21 protein-coding genes and 1 other annotated feature are annotated in these 21,508 nt (G+C 41.2%); of the genes, 14 read left to right on the plus strand and 7 right to left on the minus strand.

Annotation, left to right across the window (positions count from 1 at the left end; translation table 11 throughout):
• The first annotated feature begins 56 nt into the window (after window positions 1–56).
• On the plus strand, window positions 57–818 hold the full coding sequence (locus ACXACN_RS01210) for a DUF3603 family protein (RefSeq protein ID WP_474961649.1): 762 nt from the start codon (window positions 57–59) through the stop codon (window positions 816–818).
• Window positions 819–845: 27 nt separating this feature from the next.
• On the opposite strand, the gene trpS is transcribed toward ACXACN_RS01210, so the two are convergent.
• Both trpS and ACXACN_RS01220 read right to left on the minus strand, forming a co-directional pair.
• Complete coding sequence (trpS, locus tag ACXACN_RS01215) at window positions 846–1,847, minus strand: tryptophan--tRNA ligase (protein ID WP_474961650.1); 1,002 nt, start codon at window positions 1,845–1,847, stop codon at window positions 846–848.
• 58 nt (window positions 1,848–1,905) lie between these two features.
• Window positions 1,906–2,102: a binding site (T-box leader), on the minus strand.
• Between the two features lie 53 nt (window positions 2,103–2,155).
• Window positions 2,156–2,527: a DUF3899 domain-containing protein gene (locus tag ACXACN_RS01220; RefSeq protein ID WP_474961652.1), complete on the minus strand. Its 372-nt coding sequence runs from the start codon at window positions 2,525–2,527 to the stop codon at window positions 2,156–2,158.
• 407 nt (window positions 2,528–2,934) lie between these two features.
• On the opposite strand from ACXACN_RS01220, the gene ACXACN_RS01225 reads away from it, so the two are divergent.
• The 8 genes from ACXACN_RS01225 to spxA all read left to right on the plus strand — a co-directional run bounded on the left by ACXACN_RS01225 (window position 2,935) and on the right by spxA (window position 11,835).
• Complete coding sequence (locus ACXACN_RS01225) at window positions 2,935–4,644, plus strand: peptide ABC transporter substrate-binding protein (RefSeq protein ID WP_474961654.1); 1,710 nt, start codon at window positions 2,935–2,937, stop codon at window positions 4,642–4,644.
• A 178-nt stretch (window positions 4,645–4,822) separates the two neighbouring features.
• Window positions 4,823–5,749, plus strand: a complete 927-nt coding sequence (opp3b, locus tag ACXACN_RS01230; protein ID WP_474961655.1) for an oligopeptide ABC transporter permease — start codon at window positions 4,823–4,825, stop codon at window positions 5,747–5,749.
• Between the two features lie 6 nt (window positions 5,750–5,755).
• Entirely contained in the window at window positions 5,756–6,886 is a 1,131-nt protein-coding gene (gene opp3C, locus ACXACN_RS01235; protein WP_474961656.1) for an oligopeptide ABC transporter permease, read from the plus strand.
• 16 nt (window positions 6,887–6,902) lie between these two features.
• Window positions 6,903–7,961 (plus strand): ABC transporter ATP-binding protein, encoded by a 1,059-nt coding sequence (locus tag ACXACN_RS01240; protein WP_474961658.1) that lies wholly within the window; start codon window positions 6,903–6,905, stop codon window positions 7,959–7,961.
• Complete coding sequence (locus ACXACN_RS01245; protein ID WP_474961660.1) at window positions 7,958–8,896, plus strand: ABC transporter ATP-binding protein; 939 nt, start codon at window positions 7,958–7,960, stop codon at window positions 8,894–8,896. Before ACXACN_RS01240 ends, ACXACN_RS01245 begins: the two co-directional genes overlap by 4 nt.
• A 164-nt stretch (window positions 8,897–9,060) precedes the next feature.
• Window positions 9,061–10,281 (plus strand): putative glycoside hydrolase, encoded by a 1,221-nt coding sequence (locus ACXACN_RS01250; RefSeq protein WP_474961661.1) that lies wholly within the window; start codon window positions 9,061–9,063, stop codon window positions 10,279–10,281.
• A 282-nt stretch (window positions 10,282–10,563) separates the two neighbouring features.
• On the plus strand, window positions 10,564–11,154 hold the full coding sequence (locus ACXACN_RS01255) for a GNAT family N-acetyltransferase (protein ID WP_474961663.1): 591 nt from the start codon (window positions 10,564–10,566) through the stop codon (window positions 11,152–11,154).
• Between the two features lie 285 nt (window positions 11,155–11,439).
• The gene (spxA, locus tag ACXACN_RS01260) at window positions 11,440–11,835 is read left to right on the plus strand and encodes a transcriptional regulator SpxA (protein ID WP_035510192.1); all 396 of its coding nucleotides are present in this window, start codon (window positions 11,440–11,442) and stop codon (window positions 11,833–11,835) included.
• An 80-nt stretch (window positions 11,836–11,915) separates the two neighbouring features.
• On the opposite strand, the gene ACXACN_RS01265 is transcribed toward spxA, so the two are convergent.
• On the minus strand, window positions 11,916–12,581 hold the full coding sequence (locus ACXACN_RS01265; protein ID WP_474961664.1) for a TerC family protein: 666 nt from the start codon (window positions 12,579–12,581) through the stop codon (window positions 11,916–11,918).
• A 291-nt stretch (window positions 12,582–12,872) separates the two neighbouring features.
• Between ACXACN_RS01265 and mecA the strand changes: the two genes are divergently transcribed.
• The 3 genes from mecA to pepF all read left to right on the plus strand — a co-directional run bounded on the left by mecA (window position 12,873) and on the right by pepF (window position 17,616).
• The gene (mecA, locus tag ACXACN_RS01270; RefSeq protein WP_474961666.1) at window positions 12,873–13,571 is read left to right on the plus strand and encodes an adaptor protein MecA; all 699 of its coding nucleotides are present in this window, start codon (window positions 12,873–12,875) and stop codon (window positions 13,569–13,571) included.
• Window positions 13,572–14,530: 959 nt separating this feature from the next.
• Complete coding sequence (locus ACXACN_RS01275) at window positions 14,531–15,742, plus strand: competence protein CoiA (RefSeq protein ID WP_474961668.1); 1,212 nt, start codon at window positions 14,531–14,533, stop codon at window positions 15,740–15,742.
• Window positions 15,743–15,807: 65 nt separating this feature from the next.
• The gene (gene pepF, locus ACXACN_RS01280) at window positions 15,808–17,616 is read left to right on the plus strand and encodes an oligoendopeptidase F (RefSeq protein WP_474961670.1); all 1,809 of its coding nucleotides are present in this window, start codon (window positions 15,808–15,810) and stop codon (window positions 17,614–17,616) included.
• 105 nt (window positions 17,617–17,721) lie between these two features.
• On the opposite strand, the gene ACXACN_RS01285 is transcribed toward pepF, so the two are convergent.
• From ACXACN_RS01285 to ACXACN_RS01300, 4 genes are all read right to left on the minus strand, one after another.
• On the minus strand, window positions 17,722–17,898 hold the full coding sequence (locus ACXACN_RS01285; protein ID WP_474961672.1) for a hypothetical protein: 177 nt from the start codon (window positions 17,896–17,898) through the stop codon (window positions 17,722–17,724).
• Between the two features lie 92 nt (window positions 17,899–17,990).
• The gene (locus ACXACN_RS01290) at window positions 17,991–18,878 is read right to left on the minus strand and encodes a ClpXP adapter SpxH family protein (RefSeq protein WP_474961674.1); all 888 of its coding nucleotides are present in this window, start codon (window positions 18,876–18,878) and stop codon (window positions 17,991–17,993) included.
• Complete coding sequence (locus ACXACN_RS01295) at window positions 18,875–19,273, minus strand: globin domain-containing protein (protein WP_474961676.1); 399 nt, start codon at window positions 19,271–19,273, stop codon at window positions 18,875–18,877. The genes ACXACN_RS01290 and ACXACN_RS01295 overlap by 4 nt, the downstream gene beginning before the upstream one ends.
• 54 nt (window positions 19,274–19,327) lie before the next feature.
• A complete protein-coding gene (locus ACXACN_RS01300) occupies window positions 19,328–19,912 on the minus strand; it encodes a CYTH domain-containing protein (RefSeq protein ID WP_474961677.1) in 585 nt (194 codons plus the stop codon).
• A 133-nt stretch (window positions 19,913–20,045) separates the two neighbouring features.
• On the opposite strand from ACXACN_RS01300, the gene yjbM reads away from it, so the two are divergent.
• The gene (gene yjbM / locus ACXACN_RS01305; RefSeq protein ID WP_474961679.1) at window positions 20,046–20,684 is read left to right on the plus strand and encodes a GTP diphosphokinase; all 639 of its coding nucleotides are present in this window, start codon (window positions 20,046–20,048) and stop codon (window positions 20,682–20,684) included.
• Between the two features lie 16 nt (window positions 20,685–20,700).
• Entirely contained in the window at window positions 20,701–21,507 is an 807-nt protein-coding gene (locus ACXACN_RS01310) for an NAD kinase (protein WP_474961681.1), read from the plus strand.
• Window position 21,508: the final 1 nt, after the last annotated feature.

Below are 21,508 nucleotides of genomic sequence, written 5' to 3' on the forward strand. Positions count from 1 at the left end.
CAGCATTGGTCATAATGTAACCAAAAGAGATCACCGAGTGAAAGTGAGGGTGCGAAATGTTATACATGCATGATCTGTGGGTGAACTGGTTTGAAGGTGAAGAGAATGGGTATAACGTCTGTCGTTTTCATGAATGGCGCAAAGAGGATGGAATTGAGCTGATTGATCAAATTCCTTTAGTGTTAGTTAGTGATGAATTATTCAATTTTATTGAAAATGATCTGCAAGACCTGCCGGCATCGCTGCTTCAGGATGTACACCGGAAAACGTACATGAAGAAAAATCAAGAACGTCATACGGTCGAATATGCAGCGGTTGTAACAAACGGGAAAGATGTCATTGTATTTGATACGATTGGATACACGCTTCCTGTTAAAAAGAGCCGTTTGATTCCCAGGCAAGAGCGTCTCGTATTTGAAATGGTACAAGGAAAAGAACCTGAACATTATTTAATAGAAGAAAGAATCCTGAAAGAACATCATATTTTATCATTGAATCCAACGAAAATGTCTGGATTGACGCGGAGAGAACGGCAATTAAAGCAGTTATTGATGATGGCTCTTGATCAGTTGAAACAATCCGACCACCCAGAAGAAATCCGCTATTGGTTGACGGAGTGGAATCCTGCACAATACCCAACGATCAAACAATTCTCAAACGACGAAGCTTGGGAGTGTTTATATGAAGGGACTTGTAATGGATGGTCAAAGGCTCATGAAGAACTTTGCAAAAAGATGGTGAAAGGACAGCCTTTCTTTGAGACCATATGGCAAGGAGAGAACGAAGGGGTCTCTCAACATATGAAAAGCCAGAATTGAGGAAAATCACTCAATTCTGGCTTTTTGTTATTTCTTCTTTTTTACTCGGCCGAGGCCCATTGCTTTTTTTGCTTTGCGGATCATTTTGTTCGCCTCAAAAGAAGCTTTGTCAGCGCCGGCATCTAATATATCGTCCAGTTCATCTGAATGAATCAATGTTTCGTAGCGTTCTTGAATTGGTTTCAGAACAGCAATGACTGCCTCTGCCACGCCTAATTTGAAGTCTCCGTATCCTTTACCTTCATACTTTTGCTCTAACTCTTCAATACTAACACCCGAACATGCTGATTCAATGGTTAGCAGATTGGAGACACCCGGTTTGTTTTCTTTATCATATTTTACAACGCCTTCCGAATCGGTGACGGCACTTTTAATTTTCTTCATGATTTTCTTTTCATCATCCAGCATGGAGATGAATGATTTTTGATTTTCATCTGACTTGCTCATCTTTTTGGTAGGCTCTTGAAGGGACATAATGCGTGCACCTTCTTTAGGAATCCTTACTTCAGGAACGGTGAAGATGTCGTTGAATTTATTGTTGAATCTCTGAGCTAAGTTCCTTGTCAGTTCCAGGTGCTGTTTTTGATCATCTCCAACAGGTACAATATCCGTTTTATAAAGGAGAATATCGGCTGCCATTAATGGGGGGTAGGTAAGAAGACCGGAAGATACACCTTCTTTACCGCCCGCAGATTTGTCTTTAAACTGTGTCATTCGTTCTAGTTCACCGATGTAGCTGACACATTGTAGCATCCAGCCTAACTGGGTGTGTGCAGAGACTTCGGATTGAATGAAAAGAGTGGCTTTATCAGGGTCAATTCCTGAAGCTAAATAGATAGCTGCCAGGGAACGGATATTTTCCCTCAGTTTTAAGCGCTCCTGCGGAACGGTAATCGCGTGCTCATCGACTATACAAAAGTAGCAGTTATGATCATCTTGCAAGTCTGTAAAGTGTTTCATAGCTCCAATGTAGTTTCCAAGCGTTAATGTACCACTTGGTTGAATGCCGGAAAAAATTGTCTTCGTCATCATTATCACCTCAACGTTTATTATTGAACAAAAAAAGATCATTCATCTCTTCCTTTATGGAAGGGACGAATGATCCGCGGTGCCACCCTTATTACTTCTAATAAAATAGAAGTCGTCTTGAACCGTTAACGCCGATATACGTCATTTGAAGCTCGGAAGGCCCAATTCCGTATGATGTCCTCAGCTGTTTTCACCGTCCACAGCCTCTCTGTAAAGGGTCCATCTTACGTACTCATCCTTCTTCATTGCTTTTCGCACTATATTAGTAATTCAGTATTATAACGGATTCCTTTATCGTATGCAAGATTTTATGCTGAATAGTAAAGGAAAAGTAAAGCGAGTAAACTTATACTTAACAATGTCCCTTGGATTAAGAAGAACTTCGGCAAGGATTGGTGGACCGTTTGAGAGGGGAGGGGTTTCTCCTTCCAATCATCCAAATAATCTTTTTGTCTGGACATCCGGTTCGAGAACCGTCTGAATCCGTAAGTAATTCCATCGAAGAATCCACCACGCACGACCCACATGATTATACCAATGAAGACATAGAAGTAAGCGATATAGAAGAGCTGGTTGATATAATGAAACAAATCGTAAGCAGGGGCGAGAGAGATAAACAGGATCGTTACGATTGCGATGTTCATCCCAAACATCAACCACTTATTTTTAATAATGGACACGTCATTTCCACCTTTCCAACAAACTCGAACTATATTATATCATGTTTATCAAGTATGAAGGTATTGTTAACAACATAAATAAACTGAAAATTCAGCTTTGGTGAAATATTGAATAGCCTATTCAAACGCTTTAACGTATGACCGTGATAAATAACAATGTTTGAAAATCCCATATCTTTTTTTATGCATATGAGCTTATAAATAATAAGTTAGAACCTAAATTAATGTAAAATAAACTAGGTATTAAGTCTTATTTTGTGTTACTGAAACGTAATAATGGTGGGAATCACAAGCGTTTGCGGAAAAAAAGGTAATGCAAAATAGTTAGAAAACTTGTATAATTCGATATGTGGACAACAAGCCACAACAAATTTTTAGAAAATTTTTAGGGGAGGTCATTTTCTATCATGAAAAAGACAAATTGGTTAATGCTAGTACTTGTATTGGTACTTAGCATGTTCCTCGCAGCTTGTTCTGGTGGATCAGACGATACGTCTAATTCCGGTGACGGTGCTGACTCCGAGGAAACAACAGATACTGGAGATTCTTCAGGTGAGGATGGAGAAGCTACAGGAGACAGTGAACAAGTACTTAACATTACAGACAGTGCAGAGATCCCTACAATGGATGCATCTCTAGCAACTGACGCAGTAGCATTCCAATGGTTGGGTTCTACAACAGACGGTCTTTATCGTCTTGGTGAGAACGCTCAGCCAGAACCAGGAATTGCTAAAGACCACGAAGTAAGTGAAGACGGCCTTACTTGGACGTTCAACCTTCGTGAAGACGCTGTTTGGTCAAACGGCGACTCTGTCACAGCGAACGATTTCGTTTACGCTTGGCAACGTGCGGTAAACCCGGATACAGGTTCTGAGTACGGCCCTTACATGATGGGTGGCGTAATCAAGAATGCACAAGCTGTCGTTGACGGTGATGCTCCTGTAGAAGAGCTAGGTGTTACTGCTGATGGCGACTACACACTAGTTGTAGAGCTTGAAAAACCAGTTCCTTACTTCGAATCCTTGACAACTTTCGGTACTTTCCTACCGTTGAACCAGGCATTCGTTGAAGAGCAGGGTGATCAGTACGCTCTTGAAGCGGACACGCTTCTTTCCAACGGTCCTTTCGTTCTAACTGAGTGGAACCACGGCGAAGGCTGGACGCTTGAAAAGAACCAGGATTACTGGGATGCAGAAAATGTAAAACTTGAAACAATCAACGTTAACGTTGTTAAAGAAACATCTACAGCTGTTAACCTTTATGACACTGGTGAAATTGATCGTGCTGGTCTTTCAGCAGAGTTCGTAGACCAATACCGTACTTCTGATGATTTCGTAGTCGAAGAAGAGCCTGTATTGTTCTACTTGAAGATGAACCAAGAAAACGAAGTATTGGGTAACGTGAACGCACGTAAAGCAATCCAAATGGTCATCGATCGTCAATCTATGGTTGATGTTATCTTGAACAACGGATCGATCGCATCTGTTGGTCACGTACCACAGAACTTTGCGAAACACCCTGAAACAGAAGAAGATTTCCGTGAGCTTAACGGTGATCTAATTGAAACAAATGTTGAACAAGCTCAAGAGCTTTGGGCTACAGCTAAAGAAGAGCTTGGCATGGACACAGTTGAACTTGGTTACCTTGGTGGCGACAGTGAAGTAGCTATGAACATGGATGCTTACCTTAAGGACCAGCTTGAGCAACTTGAAGGTTTGTCTATCAAAGTTCAATCCGTACCTTTCAAAGAGCGCCTTCAGCGTGATGAAAACATGGAATATGACATCCAAAACTCTGGTTGGGGTCCTGACTACATCGATCCGAACACGTTCTTGAACATGTTCGTGACAGATGGTGGAAACAACAAGACTGGTTACGCTTCTGAAGCTTACGATGGTCTAATTGAAAAAGCGAATACTGAGCTTGCTCAAGAGCCGGTTCAGCGTTTTGAGACTTTCCTAGAAGCTGAAAAACTTCTAATCCAAGAAGATGCTGTTCTTGCTCCACTTTATCAGCGTGCAACAGCTAGACTTTGGAAGCCTTATGTTAAAGGTGTAATCACTCAACCAATGGGTCCTGATTTCACTTACAAGTATGCTTATATCGAAGGTAAATAATTGAAATAACAATTCCAACCACATATAGGCTTGCTTTACAGGGGAGAGAGTATATGTCCAACGTGTTGGCGTATGCTCTCTTTTTCCCTGCCATCAAATTATTCAGATTTTAGGCAAATTTCTGTCAATTACAACAAGAGAAGATAGTTTGTAGGTTTACACATTCGGAGGTGTTAAAATGACTCGTTATATTATCCAACGCTTAATATACATGGTTATAACGATGTTTTTGATTGCTACCTTAACGTTCTTTCTGATGAAGTTTTTACCAGGTACTCCCCTAAGTGCTGCAGATAAATTATCAGATGAACAACAAGCGGTAGTTCTAGAAAAGTATGGATTGAATGATCCAGTTCCCGTGCAGTATTTTAACTATATGGTCAACCTGGCTCAGGGTGACTTGGGTATTTCCTTCCAGTTCGATAACCGTGAAGTGACAACGATTATCATGGAGCGTATCGGTCCGTCGATGCAGTTAGGCTTTCAAGCGATGATTATCGGAACAATACTGGGGATGTTATTAGGTTTAGTATCAGCTATCTATCATAATGGTGTGTTGGACTATACTTCTACATTTTTGGCTGTATTAGGACAGTCGATCCCATCGTTTGTATTTGCAGGTTTATTACAGTTTTATATCGGAGCTAAATTTGGCTGGTTACCAGTTGCCTTGTGGGAAGGCTGGGAATATACCATACTACCAACCATCTCGTTGGCCATCTTCCCAATTGCAATTGCTGCCCGTTTCATGAGAACTGAAATGCTAGAAGTTATGGGCTCTGATTATATCGTGACCGCTCGTGCAAAAGGTGTAAATAAAGTCGGTGTTGTATTTAAGCACGGTTTAAGAAACGCTTTAATTCCTTTGATTACAGTGTTAGGACCGCTGGCTGTAGGATTGATGACAGGTACACTAGTTATTGAAAACATTTTTGCTGTACCTGGTATTGGTGAACAGTTCGTAAAAGCGATCAATATGAATGATTTCCCAATCATAATGGGTACAACCCTTTTAATCGCTTTCCTGTTCATTTTCATCATCCTGGTCATCGACTTGCTTTATGGAGTCATTGACCCTAGAATACGTCTGGCGGAAGGAGAGTAATCAATTATGGACAACCAGAAACCATCGAAAGATTTATTTGTGCCCGTTGAAACGAAAGAAACTGAAATAGAAAAGATTTCACGGCCAAGCTTGTCATTCTGGCAGGATTCCTTTATCCGTCTGCGAAAAAACGTAGGAGCGATGATTGGACTAGCCGTTTTAATTGTATTAGCTTTAATGGCCGCATTCGGCCCTTATATGAACGATTATGGACAGTACGAACAAGACCTATCACGTGCTAAAATGCCTCCTAAGGTTGAAGGATTAGGATGGTTAGGTATGGATGGTACACTGAGTGATGTTCAGTCTGCAGATACACTTGAGCAAGCTCAAACAAAAGCTTTAATGCGCTTTAACAACCAGGAAGAGTTTATTACAACTGAAGTATTAAATGATGGTAAAAATGGCGAACCAGCTGAAGTAAGAGCTACATTTGACGTGTATGGTGCCAAGGACATGGATGAAAATTTTTGGTTTGGTACAGACGGTCTTGGGCGTGATCAGTGGTCCCGGACGTGGATGGGGACCAGAGTTTCTCTATATATCGCATTGCTAGCTGCAGCTATTGATATGGTCATTGGTGTCGCTTATGGTGGTATCTCTGCTTATTATGGCGGACGTGTAGACAACTACATGCAGCGTTTTATAGAAATTCTCGTTGGTATCCCGAACTTGGTTTTGATTATTTTGATGATCTTGATCTTAGAACCAGGAATCATATCCATCACAATCGCACTCGCTTTAACAGGGTGGATAGCCATGGCTCGGATTGTCCGCGGACAAATACTGAAGTTGAAAAACCAGGAATTCGTACTAGCATCCAGGACATTAGGTTCGAAAGATGCACGAATTTTACAGAAACACTTAATTCCCAACACATTAGGGTTAATAATTATCAACACGATGTTTTCGATTCCGTCTGCAATCTTCTTTGAAGCATTCCTTAGTTTCATCGGATTGGGTCTTCCTACTCCAATGGCCTCTCTAGGTACGCTCATCGATGCAGGTTTCGATTCATTGCAAATTTATCCACATATTTTATTGTTCCCGGCGATTATTATATCCTTAATTATGATTGCCTTTAATGTCTTAGCAGATGGTCTTCGTGATGCATTCGATCCGAAGATGCGTGAATAGGAGGTAGGTGTACAATATGGAAAAGCTACTAGATGTTAAGAACTTACACGTGTCCTTTGACACCTACGGCGGTGAAGTCAAAGCTGTACGTGGCGTTAATTTTGATGTAAAAAAAGGAGAGACCCTTGCAATTGTAGGAGAATCTGGGTCTGGTAAATCTGTAACAACCAAGGCGCTTATGCATTTAATTCCTAAGCCGCCAGGTCGTATTAAAGAAGGGGAAATCCTTTTTGAAGGTCGTGACCTTGCGAAGATGACGGATAAACAGATGCAAAAGATTCGTGGTAAAGAAATCTCTATGATCTTCCAGGATCCGATGACGTCTCTAAACCCGACGATGAAAGTCGGAAATCAGATTATGGAAGGTCTCGTTAAACACCAAAAAATGTCGAAGCCTCAAGCACGAAAACGTGTGATTGAATTGTTGGAGCTTGTAGGTATTCCTGATGCTGAAAACCGTATTAAACAGTATCCTCACCAATTCTCAGGCGGTATGAGACAGCGTGTCGTTGTTGCAATTGCCTTGGCATGTAATCCTAAGCTTTTAATTGCTGATGAACCAACGACTGCTTTGGATGTAACGATTCAAGCACAAATTTTGGAACTCATGAAGGATATTCAAAAGAAAACTGACTCAGCGACGATTTTTATCACGCACGACCTTGGTGTTGTTGCAAACGTAGCTGATCGAGTAGCGGTTATGTATGCGGGTAAAATTGTTGAAGTTGGTACGGTCGATGATATTTTCTACAACCCACAACATCCGTACACATGGGGATTATTAGGTTCCATGCCTTCACTGGATAGTGCAGATGAAGAGCTGTTCGCCATTCCTGGTACACCACCAGATTTGTTGGACCCACCAAAAGGAGACGCTTTTGCTGCACGTAACCAATACGCAATGAAGATCGACTTTGAGCAGGAGCCACCAATGTTTAAGGTTAGTGATACGCATTACGCAGCCACATGGTTGCTTCATGAAAATGCACCAAAGGTTGAACCACCAGCAGCGGTGAAAAAGCGTATGGAAGGCATGGCGAATTCATCCAGCAGTTCGGAAGGTGAACGAGTATGAGTCAAGAAAAACTAGTCGAAATTAAAAACTTAAAACAGCATTTCAAAACAGGACGTCATAGTGTAGTTAAAGCCGTTGACGGTTTGAATTTCAACATCTACAAAGGGGAAACGTTCGGACTTGTTGGCGAATCTGGTTGTGGGAAATCTACAACCGGTCGTACCATCATCCGTTTGTACGATGCGACAGATGGAGAGGTCATTTTTGACGGAGAAAACGTTCATGGGAAAAAATCTCGTGAAGATTTAAAAAAGTTCAACCGTGAAATGCAAATGATCTTCCAGGATCCTTATGCATCTTTGAACCCTCGTATGAAGGTTGAAGATATTATTGCAGAAGGAATGGATATCCACGGACTTGCGAAAGATGACAAAGCGCGTAAAGCCAAAGTTCACGAGCTTTTAGAAACGGTGGGTTTGAACAAAGAGCATGCCAACCGGTATCCGCATGAATTCAGTGGTGGACAGCGTCAGCGTATTGGGATTGCTCGTGCGCTTGCCGTAGATCCAAGTTTCATCATCGCGGATGAGCCGATTTCTGCTCTAGATGTTTCCATTCAGGCACAAGTCGTTAACCTATTGAAAAAGCTTCAAGAGGAAAAAGGATTAACTTATTTGTTCATCGCCCACGATTTGTCGATGGTCAAATACATCAGTGATCGAATCGGAGTCATGTACTTCGGTAAAATGGTTGAACTTGCAGATGCAGATGAATTGTACAAGCACCCTATTCATCCGTATACACAGTCGCTATTATCTGCTATACCATTACCCGATCCGGATTATGAGCGTTCTCGTGAGAGGTTCACTTATGACCCTTCAAAACATGACACTAGTGAAGAACCAGAGTTTCGGGAGGTACGTCCCGGTCACTTTGTTCTTTGTACGACAAAAGAGTTCGAGCAGTACCAACGTGAGCACGGTACAGCTGAATAATGTAGAAAAGGCTCTGTCTAGATGACAGAGCCTTTTTTTATGTGTGTAGGAAAAAGGTTGTGTTGTAGGGAAAATTTATGAAAAAGTAGCATACAGACCTGTTATTAACAGCTTTCCTCTTTTATAATTAAGATTAGAAGAATTAGGATAGGAGTAGGATGCAAATGGGGAAAAGACAACTATGGATGATGGTCTTCGCAGGATTTCTCCTTTTCGGGATGATGGGTTCATTACATAACGTAAAGGCTGAAGATGGAGGAGAAACAAAAGAGGTCGCGATGCTTACAAAAAAGCGAATGGGTTTAAAGGAATTAGCTGTACCTAGTCCAGCCGCAAGATTTACATATAACTCCGGACTAACTTTTGAATACCCGGATGCTGTTCGAGGTATTTTTGTAACAGGTCCTTCCGCCGGTGGAGCTAAAATGGCGGAACTTACGAAGCTTGTTGAAGATACAGAACTGAATGCTATGGTCATTGATATCAAGGAAGACAAAGGAAACATTACGTTTGAACCCGAAGAGGGTTCCCCTTATGCTGACGTTGCCGAAGGGTTCATCGATGATCCGCGCGCTATGTTAGAAGAGCTTGAGGAAAAAGGAATCTACCCAATTGCTCGAGTCGTTGTGTTCAAGGACAGTTTGTTAGCCGAAAAACGTCCAGACTTATCGTTCACGAAGAACGGTCAAGTTTGGAAAAATGGAAAAGGTGAAGCGTTTGTTAACCCATTTATGGAAGAAGTTTGGGAATATAACGTAGAGCTTGCAAAGATAGCAGCAGAGATGGGTTTTGAAGAAATTCAGTACGATTATGTCCGCTTCCCTGAAGGCTTCGGAAGCCGTGATGATGTGTTGGAATATGGTCAAGGGAAATATGGCGATATGGATATGGATAACGTCCAAAAACGCGTGCAAGCCGTCACAGACTTTGTTGAATACGCAAGTAAAGAATTAGAGTACTATGGGGTAGATGTCTCCGTCGATATTTTTGGTTATGCCGCGACCATTACAGAAGCGCCGAATATCGGACAAAACTTTTCGAAAATATCATCTAACGTAGACGTCATCTCTTCTATGATTTATCCAAGTCACTGGGGGCCGTATTTTGGTATTTCCAAACCGGATACCGAACCTTACCGTCTGGTCAGTGAATATGCTAAAGTGGAGAATGAAGTATTGGGCGCGTTGGAAAATCAGCCAACCTCCCGTCCATGGCTGCAGGATTTTGAAGCGCCATGGCTATACTCTGGCCCTACGAAACAGTATGGAAAAGCAGAGGTCGAAGCTCAAATCCGCGCCTTAAATGAAAATGGTATTAATGAATTTCTCCTATGGAATGCAGGTAATAATTATACGAAGAACGTAGATTATACCCCCTTAAATTAGTAAATAGGTGTGAGGTCATATAGATCTCACACCTTCTTTTGTCTATGTGATCAAGGGAAAATGCTATCCTAATATCACATAGTTGAAATACTTGTAGGGGGGAAGAATGTTTTTTAAATGAAAAATTAGGAAATGTATGAATAAGGCATACCTTAGAGTAATCTTCCGCACTCTATAAACAACGGACTTTAGAAACGTGAAAGAAAGTGTGTAGAATAGCATTTAACAACGGAATGATTATTCGATATAATAAAAGGTGACTAATGATAAGGGAGTAGATCAATGAATTGGTATGAGAAATTGAACGAGTATTTTCCAGTAGAGGAAATGAAATCGAGAGAACACATGGAAGCTTTATTGAAAGAAAAAGGGAACGTATATTACAAAGATGAGGGAGAGAATCACGTCCTGATGTACGCTGAATTTGATTCTTTTCTTTTTATCGACTATGTATACGTTTCCACTGCTTCGCGTGGACAAGGACTTGGTCATAAACTCATCGAAAAAATGAAAGCGAAAGGGAAGCCGATTATTCTTGAAGTCGAACCTGTCGACTATGAGGACTCGGATACCGAAGCAAGACTCCGCTTTTATCAGCGTGAAGGATTCAAACATGCAAAATCCATCGGTTACACGAGACGTTCGGTTATTACAGACGAACTCAATCAGATGGAAATCCTTTACTGGTCTCCTGAGGATGCATCTGAAGAAAAGATCTATGAGCAAATGAAAGAAATGTATACTGAAATTCATACGTATAAGGATAAAGAATTCTACGGAAAGTCCTATCAGCCTGTAGATGAAGTGCTGACTCATGATGAAGATCGGGATACGGAAAACATTTTAAAAGAACTGGATAAAACCAAAAATTGATCACAAATACCCGCCTCTTCTTTAGGTGGGTATTTTCAATGGTTGTCGATTAGTTGAAAATAGAATGTTTTCGTATCTTCTTTAAAAAAGATGTTTAACCCTTTAGATAACGTGGTAATAGTAGATGGAAACGATTTATAATTGCTTTCTGTAACATATGTTCGTGTTTTTATAGAAAATACTTGACAGGTGTGTTATAGTAGAATCATAGTTAGATTATATTGATTACAAATAAAAAAAGCAATTAAAGCTCTACCATAAAATATTGAGGAGTGAAGTTTCTGTATGGTAACACTTTATACCTCACCAAGTTGTACATCATGTCGAAAAGCTAAAGCATGGCTTGAAGAACACAATATCCCTTATACGGAACGCAACATTTTTTCTGAACCATTAACATTGGATGAGATTAAGGAAATCCTCCGTATGACTGAAGATGGAACGGAAGAAATCATCTCCACACGCTCAAAAGTGTTCCAGAAATTAAAAGTGGACTTTGATCAGTTGCCAATGCAAGATCTTTTTGACTTGATTCAGGAAAACCCTGGTTTGTTACGCCGTCCAATTATCTTGGATGACAAACGGTTGCAGGTCGGTTACAACGAAGACGAGATTCGACGTTTCTTGCCTCGAAGTGTACGTACATTCCAACTGAAAGAAGCGCAACGCTTAGTCAATTAATAAATGAAAAAGCTGTGATGGAACTAAACCATCTCAGCTTTTTTTATTCCCTTATTCATTGAAAATGGGTGTTTTTTTCATTAGACTGCCGTGCCTTTTCTTTTGTTTGAAAAATAACCTAAAGTAACGACTGCGATAACCATAACCACTGCAAACCACTGATGGATGAATGGGTAATCCTCCATATATTGGAGGATGTAGCGGTCTTCCATGACCATTTCGGCAGCTGTGTATGTCAAGATCCCAGCTCCGAAATAAATGAGGAGTGGAAACTTGTCCATGAGCACGAGGATTATGCGACTTCCCCAAACAATGATTGGGACAGACACGAGGAGACCAATGATGACGAGAATGATGTTATTGTGAGAAGCTCCAGCTATAGCCAGAACATTGTCAAAACCCATGACAATATCTGCAAAGACAATTGTTTTTACAGCTGCTGCCAAACTGTCCCCTGCTTTGATATGCTCGGTCTCTTCTGTATCAGTTAGCAATTTCATGGCAATATAAAAGAGAAGCAATCCTCCGATTAATTGTAAGAAGGGGATTTGGAGAAGATAAAGAGCAACCATAGTCAAAAGGACCCTGGCAGCGATGGCTAAGCCTGTCCCGAGGAAAATCGCTTTGTTTCTTTGCTCGGGTGGCAAATTTCGGCTGGCTAGTGCGATGACTACGGCATTATCACCGCCAAGAATAATATCAATACTAATAATGATAAGTAATGGTTCTAGCAAGTCCCAGTTCATTAAAAAATCCTCCTGCTATGTAGTGACAATCTAAAGGGAATAAGCTAAAATATAAAGTCAATCAACCAAATGAGGGCCTATTTCCATGTTTATTCATGACACAAATGGTTATATGCTGAAATCGAGCATTTTGTTTTCCAAACAGCCTTTGCTGTCATACAATAGAAGTACATCAACCCTTATACACATCATGACGGTTGAAGCTTTGGCCTAACGGGTAAGGTTTTATAAGCGACGCAAGGGTGAGTGTTCCCTTCCCCCTTAAAACATGACAAGAAGGGAGAGAAACGTATGGAAATCGAACGCATTAATGAAAATACCGTTAAATTTTACGTAACATATCAAGATGTGGAACAAAGAGGTTTTGACAGAGAAGAAATCTGGTATAACCGCGAACGTAGTGAACAGCTTTTCTGGGAAATGATGGATGAAGTGAACGATCAGGAAAACTTCCAGGCTGACGGTCCATTGTGGATCCAGGTCCAGGCAATGGACAAAGGACTTGAAGTGATCGTGACGAAAGCACAAGTGTCCCAGGATGGCCAAAAGCTTGAACTTCCGAATGAGGATGGTAAGGCAATTGATGTTCCAGTGGATGAAAAACTTGAGTCACTGCTTGATGATAAATTTCAGTCTTCGGAAGACTATGATCAAAGAAATGAGTATGAAGAGGATCAGGAGGATTCTGATGAACCTCTGACATTCACACTCAAGTTCAATGATTTTGAAGATGTGATCCAACTGAGTCATTACGTATTACCAACTGAATCCATGGAACAGCGCTTATTCCATTTTGAAGACCGTTACTATTTATATATTCAATTCAATGATGAGAATATGAGTGATGATGAGCAAGAAAATGTGTTAAGTCAACTTATGGAATATGGCTATGAGTCATCCCTTACGATTCATCGTTTGGAGGAATACGGAAAAACGATATTCGACGAGGATGCATTAAATTCGGTTAAAAAATATTTCCCTGTGGATTAATTCGACAAGCACACATATGTGTGCTTATTTTTTTTGTCTTAAAATAAATCCATCTCACTGTAACTAAAGCTCCCTTTTCTTGAAGACTCAGTTTCGAGACGTTTGGTGAGTGGATGGGGGCTGCGGGGAATGACTCGCTTTCCGCGGGAGCGCGGTGAGCCTCCTCGGACTGCGTCCTGTGGGGTCTCACCCTGCACTTTTTTCTCGTAGATATCCGGTTCCGGCGCCAAGCGGCTAGTGAGACTTCCCTCGCTTCTGTACGATAAGTCAACATCGAATCACTCCGTTCTTCGTGTTTCCTTTATCTCCGCCAGCTCAGTCCAGTCCATACGCCGCTGATCAAGGCGCCTGCACACTTAAGGTAGGAGCCTCGCCATTCCCCTCCGCCCCTCTGCCATATAAGTATCTCGAAACTACTTCCAGAATTAGGTGCTTTATTCGGATTAGGAGCAATAGCACAAAATCTCTATCGTATGGATAGAGATCATAACCGCTTGTTATAGAGCGCTTTCTTACATAAGGTAGTTTATCGTGGAAGATGCTCCTTCCTGGTATAGGGGTTCGTTTCTCACAATATCGAATGGGGGGGGGTTGGGAAGCTGCGAGACTCCCGCTGGAGAAAGGAGATCGGCGAGATTCCATTAGTGCGGCAGACCGCCCGAGGAAGCTCGCCCCCCCACAGGAAAGTGTTCAAATGCGGAATCGCCCTGGTAGACACGACTGGCATAAGCAGAACAGCATAGGAATGTGCTCTTTCATTCCTATGCTGTTCTGCTTATGACGCGAGTGTCTGGGCGATGGAGCTAGAGGAGTAGCTTCCCAGCCACCCCTGACGCCCCCCATAGCAAACGAACCCCGAAACATCTCGAAACTGAGTCTTCCACAATCCTGCCATATCTTTAGGAATTTTATTATCATAAATATTGTTTAATAAGTCCTGCTTTATGGAGGATGAGGATATGCAAGCAGGATTTTTGGGGGTATATGTCGAATATTGGGGGCAGGAGGTGATGAAGCAGGTGTTGTATGCTTTGGATAAGTATGGTGAATTACAATCGTTGTATCAGCTGAACAAATCAGAAATAGATCTGGCAAGGAAAACTCCTTACTTTTGTCCTGTCTGTCATGAAACATTGCAAATACGTTCTGGAACACGGACCGTTCCGCATTTTTCTCATTTTCCTAAAAGCGATTGTACGGTGTCGAGAGGAGGGGAGAGTGTCGAACATGATCGAGGAAAGTGGAGGTTGTTTACATGGTTAAGAAATCAAGGATATGATGTACATTTGGAACGATATCTTCCAGAGATTAGACAACGGCCGGATTTATATTTATTGGTCAACGAAAAAAGAATAGCAATGGAGTATCAGTGTGCTTCTGTCCCCAAAGAGGAAATCAAAAAACGAACCCACGCCTACCGGGATGCAGGAATTTTCCCTCTCTGGATCCTTGGTGCCAAGCATCTTCCTTCTATTAACTCCAACCAGTATTCTCTCAGTGATTTCACTCGTTCTTTTCTTTATTACTTCAACGATGTTTACCACATATTTTTCTATCATGCTTTAAGAGATACTATTTGTATAGTTTCCAATGTGAAATCCGCAGGTGGACGCAAAATCTTTGCGAATACTTTATCCTCACAAATAACCAACCTTCGTTTCCCGCAGTTATTCTCACCTCAATTTTATAATCACGGAGAAGATGCCTTCTTAAGAGAAGTGGGAAGGTTATGGTATAAAAATCGAACCGTTTATCAGAGTCAAGTAAGTTCTGAGGAACGACAATATCGTCAGTTTCTTTACTTGAAGGGGTTTCATTTTTCAATGATCCCGAGTATTTGTTATTTGCCTGTTCCTGGCCAAGTCCAAGCTGGAACGAGGCCGTATATTTGGCAAACCAGGCTGTTTCTCAATCATTTTTTTCATCTTCCTGTTGGTTCCATCATTGAATTCCCATTTATCAAGATCCCTTCGACTCCGAACGGCTATGTCCCCCACTTAAGTCAACAATATATAGAGTTACTTACTCATTTAAATATCATAGAAAAAACAGGGAAGAATATTTATATCAAGATGAAACAGGTCCCTTTTCATAAACGAGTGGAAGATGCACTGGAAGATGACCGGAGAACGTTGGAACAGTTGAAAAATTTACAAAGAATTAAGATTTAGGAAGGGATTTGCCCCTTTATCGAGAAATTTTTAGGGTGACGAATTATTTTGAAGGAGGATGTTGGATGTCGTCTGCGAAAGAGCTACCAAAAAGAGAAGAAATTCCTGTTGAGAAAACGTGGGACCTTGAGGCCATGTTCGCAACAGATGAAGAATGGTATAAAGAATTAGAAGAAGCGAAGGAGTTGCTGCCTGAATTAGAAAAATTCCAAGGTAAGCTTGGGGAGTCGGCAGAGCAGTTGTACGAACTTCTTTCTTTTCAAGATAAGATCTCTAATAAAATCGGCTTGTTGTACACCTATGCCCATATGAGAAATGACCAAGATACAACGAATGCTCATTATCAGGAGATGAATGCAAAGGCTGAGAATTTGTACACAAAAATTGCATCGGCTATGAGCTTTATTGTTCCTGAAATTCTTGCCCTTCCTGAAGGGAAAGTGAAAAGTTTTATTGAATCTTATGAGCCCTTAGAACTTTATGAACATACCCTTGATGAAATCACTCGACAACGGGCTCATGTGTTGAGTGAAAAAGAAGAAAAATTGTTGGCAGGTTTCTCTGAGATCGGTGCAAATCCTTCCCAAACGTTCGGCGCTTTAAATAATGCGGATCTCACTTTTCCAACCATTAAAAATGAAAAGGGAGAAGAAGTAGATTTAACCCACGGACGTTACATCAACTTTTTGAAGTCCGATGACAGGGATGTTAGAAAGTCTGCTTTTGATGCGATGTATGATACGTTTGGTTCTTTTAAGAATACATTTGCCTCTACACTGGGTGGGCATGTGAAGAAGAACAATTTCAACGCGTCTGTAAGGAAGTATGACCGGGCTCGGCAGGCAAAACTGGATAGCAACAATATTCCAGAGTCGGTTTATGATAACCTGCTGGAAGCAGTAAACGAGAGACTGCCTCTTCTGCATCGCTATGCTGAGCTCCGTAAAGAAGTACTAGACCTAGATGAGGTTCATATGTATGACTTGTACACTCCGCTTGTGAAGGAAGCTGAAATGGAGGTTTCATACGAAGAAGCTCAGGACCTGGTCACTAAAGGTCTGGAGCCGCTAGGTGAAGAGTACGTCAACATCGTCAAAGAAGGCTTTAAAAATCGCTGGATTGACGTAGAGGAGAATAAAGGGAAACGAAGCGGGGCCTATTCATCCGGCCACTATGGAACGAATCCATATATTCTTATGAACTGGCAAGACAATGTGAACAATCTATTTACGTTAGCTCATGAACTTGGACACTCTCTCCATAGCTATTATACGCACAAAAACCAGCCTTACCGTTATGGGAATTATTCCATTTTTGTGGCAGAAGTAGCTTCTACATGTAATGAGGCTCTTCTGAATGACTATATGATTAAGAAAACGACCAGTGAAAAAGAGAAGCTTTATTTATTGAATAACTTCTTGGAAGGATTCCGTGGGACGGTGTTCCGTCAGACAATGTTTGCAGAATTTGAACATGAGATCCACATGCAAGCACAAAACGGCGAAGCTTTAACTGCGGAAAAACTGACAGAGATCTATTATGATCTCAACAAGAAGTACTTTGGAGATAACATTGTCATTGATGAGAAAATAGGTCTTGAGTGGGCACGTATCCCACACTTTTATATGGGATATTATGTGTACCAGTATTCCACGGGCTATGCAGCAGCACAAGCATTGGCGGGGCAAATTCTTGAAGAAGGCGAACCTGCTGTAGAACGTTACAAAAACTTCTTGAAAGCGGGCAGCAGTGACTACCCAATTGAAGTTCTAAAGCAGGCCGGAGTCGATATGACTTCTAAAGATCCGATCTTATCTGCTTTGGATGTGTTTGAAGAAAAACTAAATGAGATGGAACAACTTTTGAAGAAATAACAAAAATACCCTCACAGAGACCTCCGGTTCTGTGGGGGTATTATAATTTTTTAATTCTATATGGACGGTCGACATGGGAGTCAGGGAGGAGCCTTGCTTTGTAATTTATTTGAAACCGCGAAATGTTTTCTTGTGGGATGGTAAGGATACGATCAGGTAAATGGCAATGAACAATAAGGGTGAACTAATGTATATAGGATATAATTTCATGAGTGCAAACAGATGAAATCCTGCCAGAAATACAAGGCTGATCGCAAAGAGAAGGATGACCCAAATTTTCATGTCCACACACCTCCATGAATCATTTTATGGAGAAAAAAGGATGAACATGACTACTCCTTGCAAAGAAAAAACTCCCGGGGACGGGAGTTTGATCAATTTTCAATATATTGCCAGAAGGCCCCGTGTTTAACAGGAATTTCTCGCACCTTCTGCTTGAGTACAAGTTTTTTCATTTCTCTTTTGGCTTCTTGTTCAGTCCAGTCATATACGACCGCAATCTCTTTATTGGCGACGAAGCGATAGTGGTGCAAGAAATCCTCCAAAACTGGTTTTATGCCTGGCTTTGGATCTTTTTGTAGCATTTCTTTCAACACTTTCACATAAACGTCGTACGTATACAATCCAGTAATTTTCAAGCCTGCATCTTCTTCTGATTCGTTGAAGACAACGATGGTAGGTGTCGAATCCACATCCATCTCATGAGCTAATTTCAAATCACACTGCAAAGCTCTTCTTGCAGCTTCTCCATGAAGATCTTTTTTAAATTCAGAAACATCAAGACGGGATTTTTCGGCACACTCAATTAATACCGCTTCATCTGAAATGTTTTGTTTTTCCAAGAATACGTATTCTTGGACTTTTCTCAAGAAGCGCATGCCAGCCTTTTTCCCTTGTAATTCAGCCGCTTTCACAGCAAGAGCTGTAGCCAACGGGGAGGATACAGGGTTTTCTAGCCATACATCCCCGTCACAACACATGCCTGTACGTGAACCGGTCTTGTCCCATGCCGCTTTCAAGTTTTCGGGTTTCTTTATTTTATTCTGGTGTAAAGAAGCAAGCTTCCCGCTGATGATCGGTCGGAGAGTGAAAAAACGTCCGTATTCGATCGTGAGCTTTTTGAGGAAGGGTTCCAGTGACCAGCATTCAGGGCATAGGGGATCAATGAAAACATAGATCTCAATGGGTCTTTTCAGTAGATCGAAAAAACCGCTTGCTGTTCCTGTGGTTTCGCTGTCACTGTTTAAACTTTTCCAACTCACATCGATTCTCCTTTCTCATCTTCTGGTGAATTCATCATATGATTTGCTGTCATTGTAAGCCTCTCAAACATAAACGTACGATGAGGCTCTTGGATATCTACCTCATTCATAGCCCCGGACATGCAGGATAACCATGCATCCCTTCTTGTAGGGGTGATTTTGAAAGGCAGGTGTCTTGCCCGTAACATCGGATGGCCGTGTTCCTCAACATAAAGGGGCGGCCCACCGAAAAACTGGGTAAGAAATTGTTTTTGTTTTCGTATCGTTTCTGTAAGGTCGTTTGGAAAAATCGGTATGAGATCCGGGTGCTCACTCACACGTTTATAGAAAGCTTCGACAAGCTCATCGATTTTTTCTTTCCCAATTTCCTCGAAAAACGTTTCTCGTTGTTGCATAACATCCCTTCCTGTCTGTTCATCATTTTAGCAATGAGGGTAAGAGAACGGCAACTATTCTGATTGCAGCCGTTTTCTGTCGTAGAAACGTTTGATTTTATTATCTGTTTCGCGTTCAGGAATATTGCATGCATTCAAGATTTCTTTGATTACATCTTTGCCGGTCTCTTTGGAACGTGCTTCTACTTCGAGCTCATAATCTTCCTTGTCATAATACAGACTGTGATCAAGGACAATGAGTGCCTCTTTATATTCAAGTTCTTTTCGTCTTGTTGTAAGGGAACCAAGGTAATGCAGGTCTTCCATAGAAACCCCAAGACCATCCAGCTGTTTGGATACATGAGGCTTTTTTGTCATTTTGTTCTGTATCCAAAGGTTGGCTTCTTCTTCTGTCAGTGAATCATGGGTTTCTAACAGGCCTTCGGTGTGTGGCTGCTTCATTGTCAATGTCCATTGATCATTTTTATGACGGATTCTTAAAGCAGCTCCCTGTTTCTTAAGGTTTAGGTCTTCTGTTTCAAAATAATAATTGGTTTGCTCCATGAGTTCAACTGATTTGAATGGTAAAAAATGATAAACTTTTTCATATTCTTTTTCTGTTAATAAGTTTTTAAACTCGATTTCAATTTCCTGTGCCATAGTTAAGACCTCCTGATCGTAGTATAATGTCAGGCGCTCTGCTTATTCAGCAGCCTAACTTTATGATACAATGAATGATGAACAAAACGCACATATTTACTATGGATACCGGATACATAAAGGTGGTTGCTTGATGAATTGGGATATATTTATAGCACCCTATGCGCAAGTAGTAGAAGAATTAAAAATAAAATTAAAAGGCATGCGCCGGCAATTTGAATATGAAGAGGAACAATCTCCTATTGAATTTGTAACCGGACGTGTGAAACCGAAATCAAGCATAATTGAAAAGGCTAGACGAAAAGCCATTAACCCTGAAAACATTGAAGAAGAACTACAAGATATTGCTGGAGTAAGAGTCGTCTGTCAATTCGTTGATGACATCTATGCTGTTGTGACTATGCTTAGGAACCGACATGATTTTGAAATTATTGAAGAAAAAGATTATGTTTCGAGGAAAAAGGATAGTGGGTATAGGTCTTTTCATGTCATTATTCGTTACCCTGTAGAAACGATTCACGGTGAGAAAAAAGTGCTGGCCGAAATTCAAATTCGTACCCTTGCGATGAATTTTTGGGCAACGAATGAACACTCATTAAATTATAAGTATTCGGGGAAAATACCAACAGAGATCAAATCCCGGCTAAAGCGAGCAGGAGAAGCTGCTTTTCAGCTAGATGAAGAAATGTCAAAAATAAAAAGTGAAATTCAAGAAGCACAACGAGCATTCAGAAGAAAAGAAGAGCAAAAAAAGAATCCTAGAAAAACATAGAGGAGTGGGTGGACCGATGAAGTTCTCGATCCTTTCAAAAGGTGATCAAAAATCGAACGAAATCCGTTCGAAAATTAAGAACTACTTAACGGAGTTCAAGTTGGAGTATGATGAAGATGAGCCGGATCTTGCCATATCTGTGGGTGGGGATGGTACATTGCTGGAAGCATTCCACACCTATGTCCACCGCTTGGATAAAACCGCTTTTATTGGGATACATACCGGCCACCTCGGTTTTTATGCGGATTGGATGCCTGAAGAACTGGAAAAGTTAATTATTGAAATTGCGAAGACCCCGTTTCAGGTGGTTGAGTATCCGCTCCTTGAAGTTACGATACGCCCGAAAAATGGAGGGGAAGAAGACCGCTACCTTGCCTTGAATGAATGTACGATCAAAACATCAGAAGGTTCAGTGGTTATGGATATCGAAATTAAAGGCGACCATTTTGAGACGTTTCGTGGAGACGGACTTTGTGTATCTACACCATCGGGAAGTACAGCCTATAATAAAGCGTTGGGGGGAGCGATTTTACACCCATCTCTTGAAGCTTTCCAAATTGCTGAAATGGCTTCAATCAATAATCGAGTGTTCCGTACGATCGGTTCTCCATTGATTTTGCCTAGTCACCACACGTGCATGTTCAAACCGAAGCATGACCGTAGTTTTCTTTTTACCATCGACCACATTACCCGTACGTATAAAGACGTGAAATCAATCCAATGCCGCGTGGCTGAGGAAAAAGTGCGGTTTGCAAGGTTCCGCCCATTTCCTTTCTGGAAACGCGTCCACGATTCTTTCGTAGCTGATGACTATTCAGACTGAT

It is taken from the genome of Halobacillus sp. AWM4_238, from assembly GCF_056158265.1.

Coding starts and splice junctions, on each gene's coding strand:
- ACXACN_RS01210 (WP_474961649.1), top strand. CDS start 57: ATGTTATACATGCATGATCTGTGGGTGAACTGGTTTGAAGGTGAAGAG.
- trpS (WP_474961650.1), bottom strand. CDS start 1,847: ATGACGAAGACAATTTTTTCCGGCATTCAACCAAGTGGTACATTAACG.
- ACXACN_RS01225 (WP_474961654.1), top strand. CDS start 2,935: ATGAAAAAGACAAATTGGTTAATGCTAGTACTTGTATTGGTACTTAGC.
- opp3b (WP_474961655.1), top strand. CDS start 4,823: ATGACTCGTTATATTATCCAACGCTTAATATACATGGTTATAACGATG.
- opp3C (WP_474961656.1), top strand. CDS start 5,756: ATGGACAACCAGAAACCATCGAAAGATTTATTTGTGCCCGTTGAAACG.
- ACXACN_RS01240 (WP_474961658.1), top strand. CDS start 6,903: ATGGAAAAGCTACTAGATGTTAAGAACTTACACGTGTCCTTTGACACC.
- ACXACN_RS01245 (WP_474961660.1), top strand. CDS start 7,958: ATGAGTCAAGAAAAACTAGTCGAAATTAAAAACTTAAAACAGCATTTC.
- ACXACN_RS01250 (WP_474961661.1), top strand. CDS start 9,061: ATGGGGAAAAGACAACTATGGATGATGGTCTTCGCAGGATTTCTCCTT.
- ACXACN_RS01255 (WP_474961663.1), top strand. CDS start 10,564: ATGAATTGGTATGAGAAATTGAACGAGTATTTTCCAGTAGAGGAAATG.
- spxA (WP_035510192.1), top strand. CDS start 11,440: ATGGTAACACTTTATACCTCACCAAGTTGTACATCATGTCGAAAAGCT.
- ACXACN_RS01265 (WP_474961664.1), bottom strand. CDS start 12,581: ATGAACTGGGACTTGCTAGAACCATTACTTATCATTATTAGTATTGAT.
- mecA (WP_474961666.1), top strand. CDS start 12,873: ATGGAAATCGAACGCATTAATGAAAATACCGTTAAATTTTACGTAACA.
- ACXACN_RS01275 (WP_474961668.1), top strand. CDS start 14,531: ATGCAAGCAGGATTTTTGGGGGTATATGTCGAATATTGGGGGCAGGAG.
- pepF (WP_474961670.1), top strand. CDS start 15,808: ATGTCGTCTGCGAAAGAGCTACCAAAAAGAGAAGAAATTCCTGTTGAG.
- ACXACN_RS01285 (WP_474961672.1), bottom strand. CDS start 17,898: ATGAAAATTTGGGTCATCCTTCTCTTTGCGATCAGCCTTGTATTTCTG.
- ACXACN_RS01295 (WP_474961676.1), bottom strand. CDS start 19,273: ATGCAACAACGAGAAACGTTTTTCGAGGAAATTGGGAAAGAAAAAATC.
- ACXACN_RS01300 (WP_474961677.1), bottom strand. CDS start 19,912: ATGGCACAGGAAATTGAAATCGAGTTTAAAAACTTATTAACAGAAAAA.
- yjbM (WP_474961679.1), top strand. CDS start 20,046: ATGAATTGGGATATATTTATAGCACCCTATGCGCAAGTAGTAGAAGAA.
- ACXACN_RS01310 (WP_474961681.1), top strand. CDS start 20,701: ATGAAGTTCTCGATCCTTTCAAAAGGTGATCAAAAATCGAACGAAATC.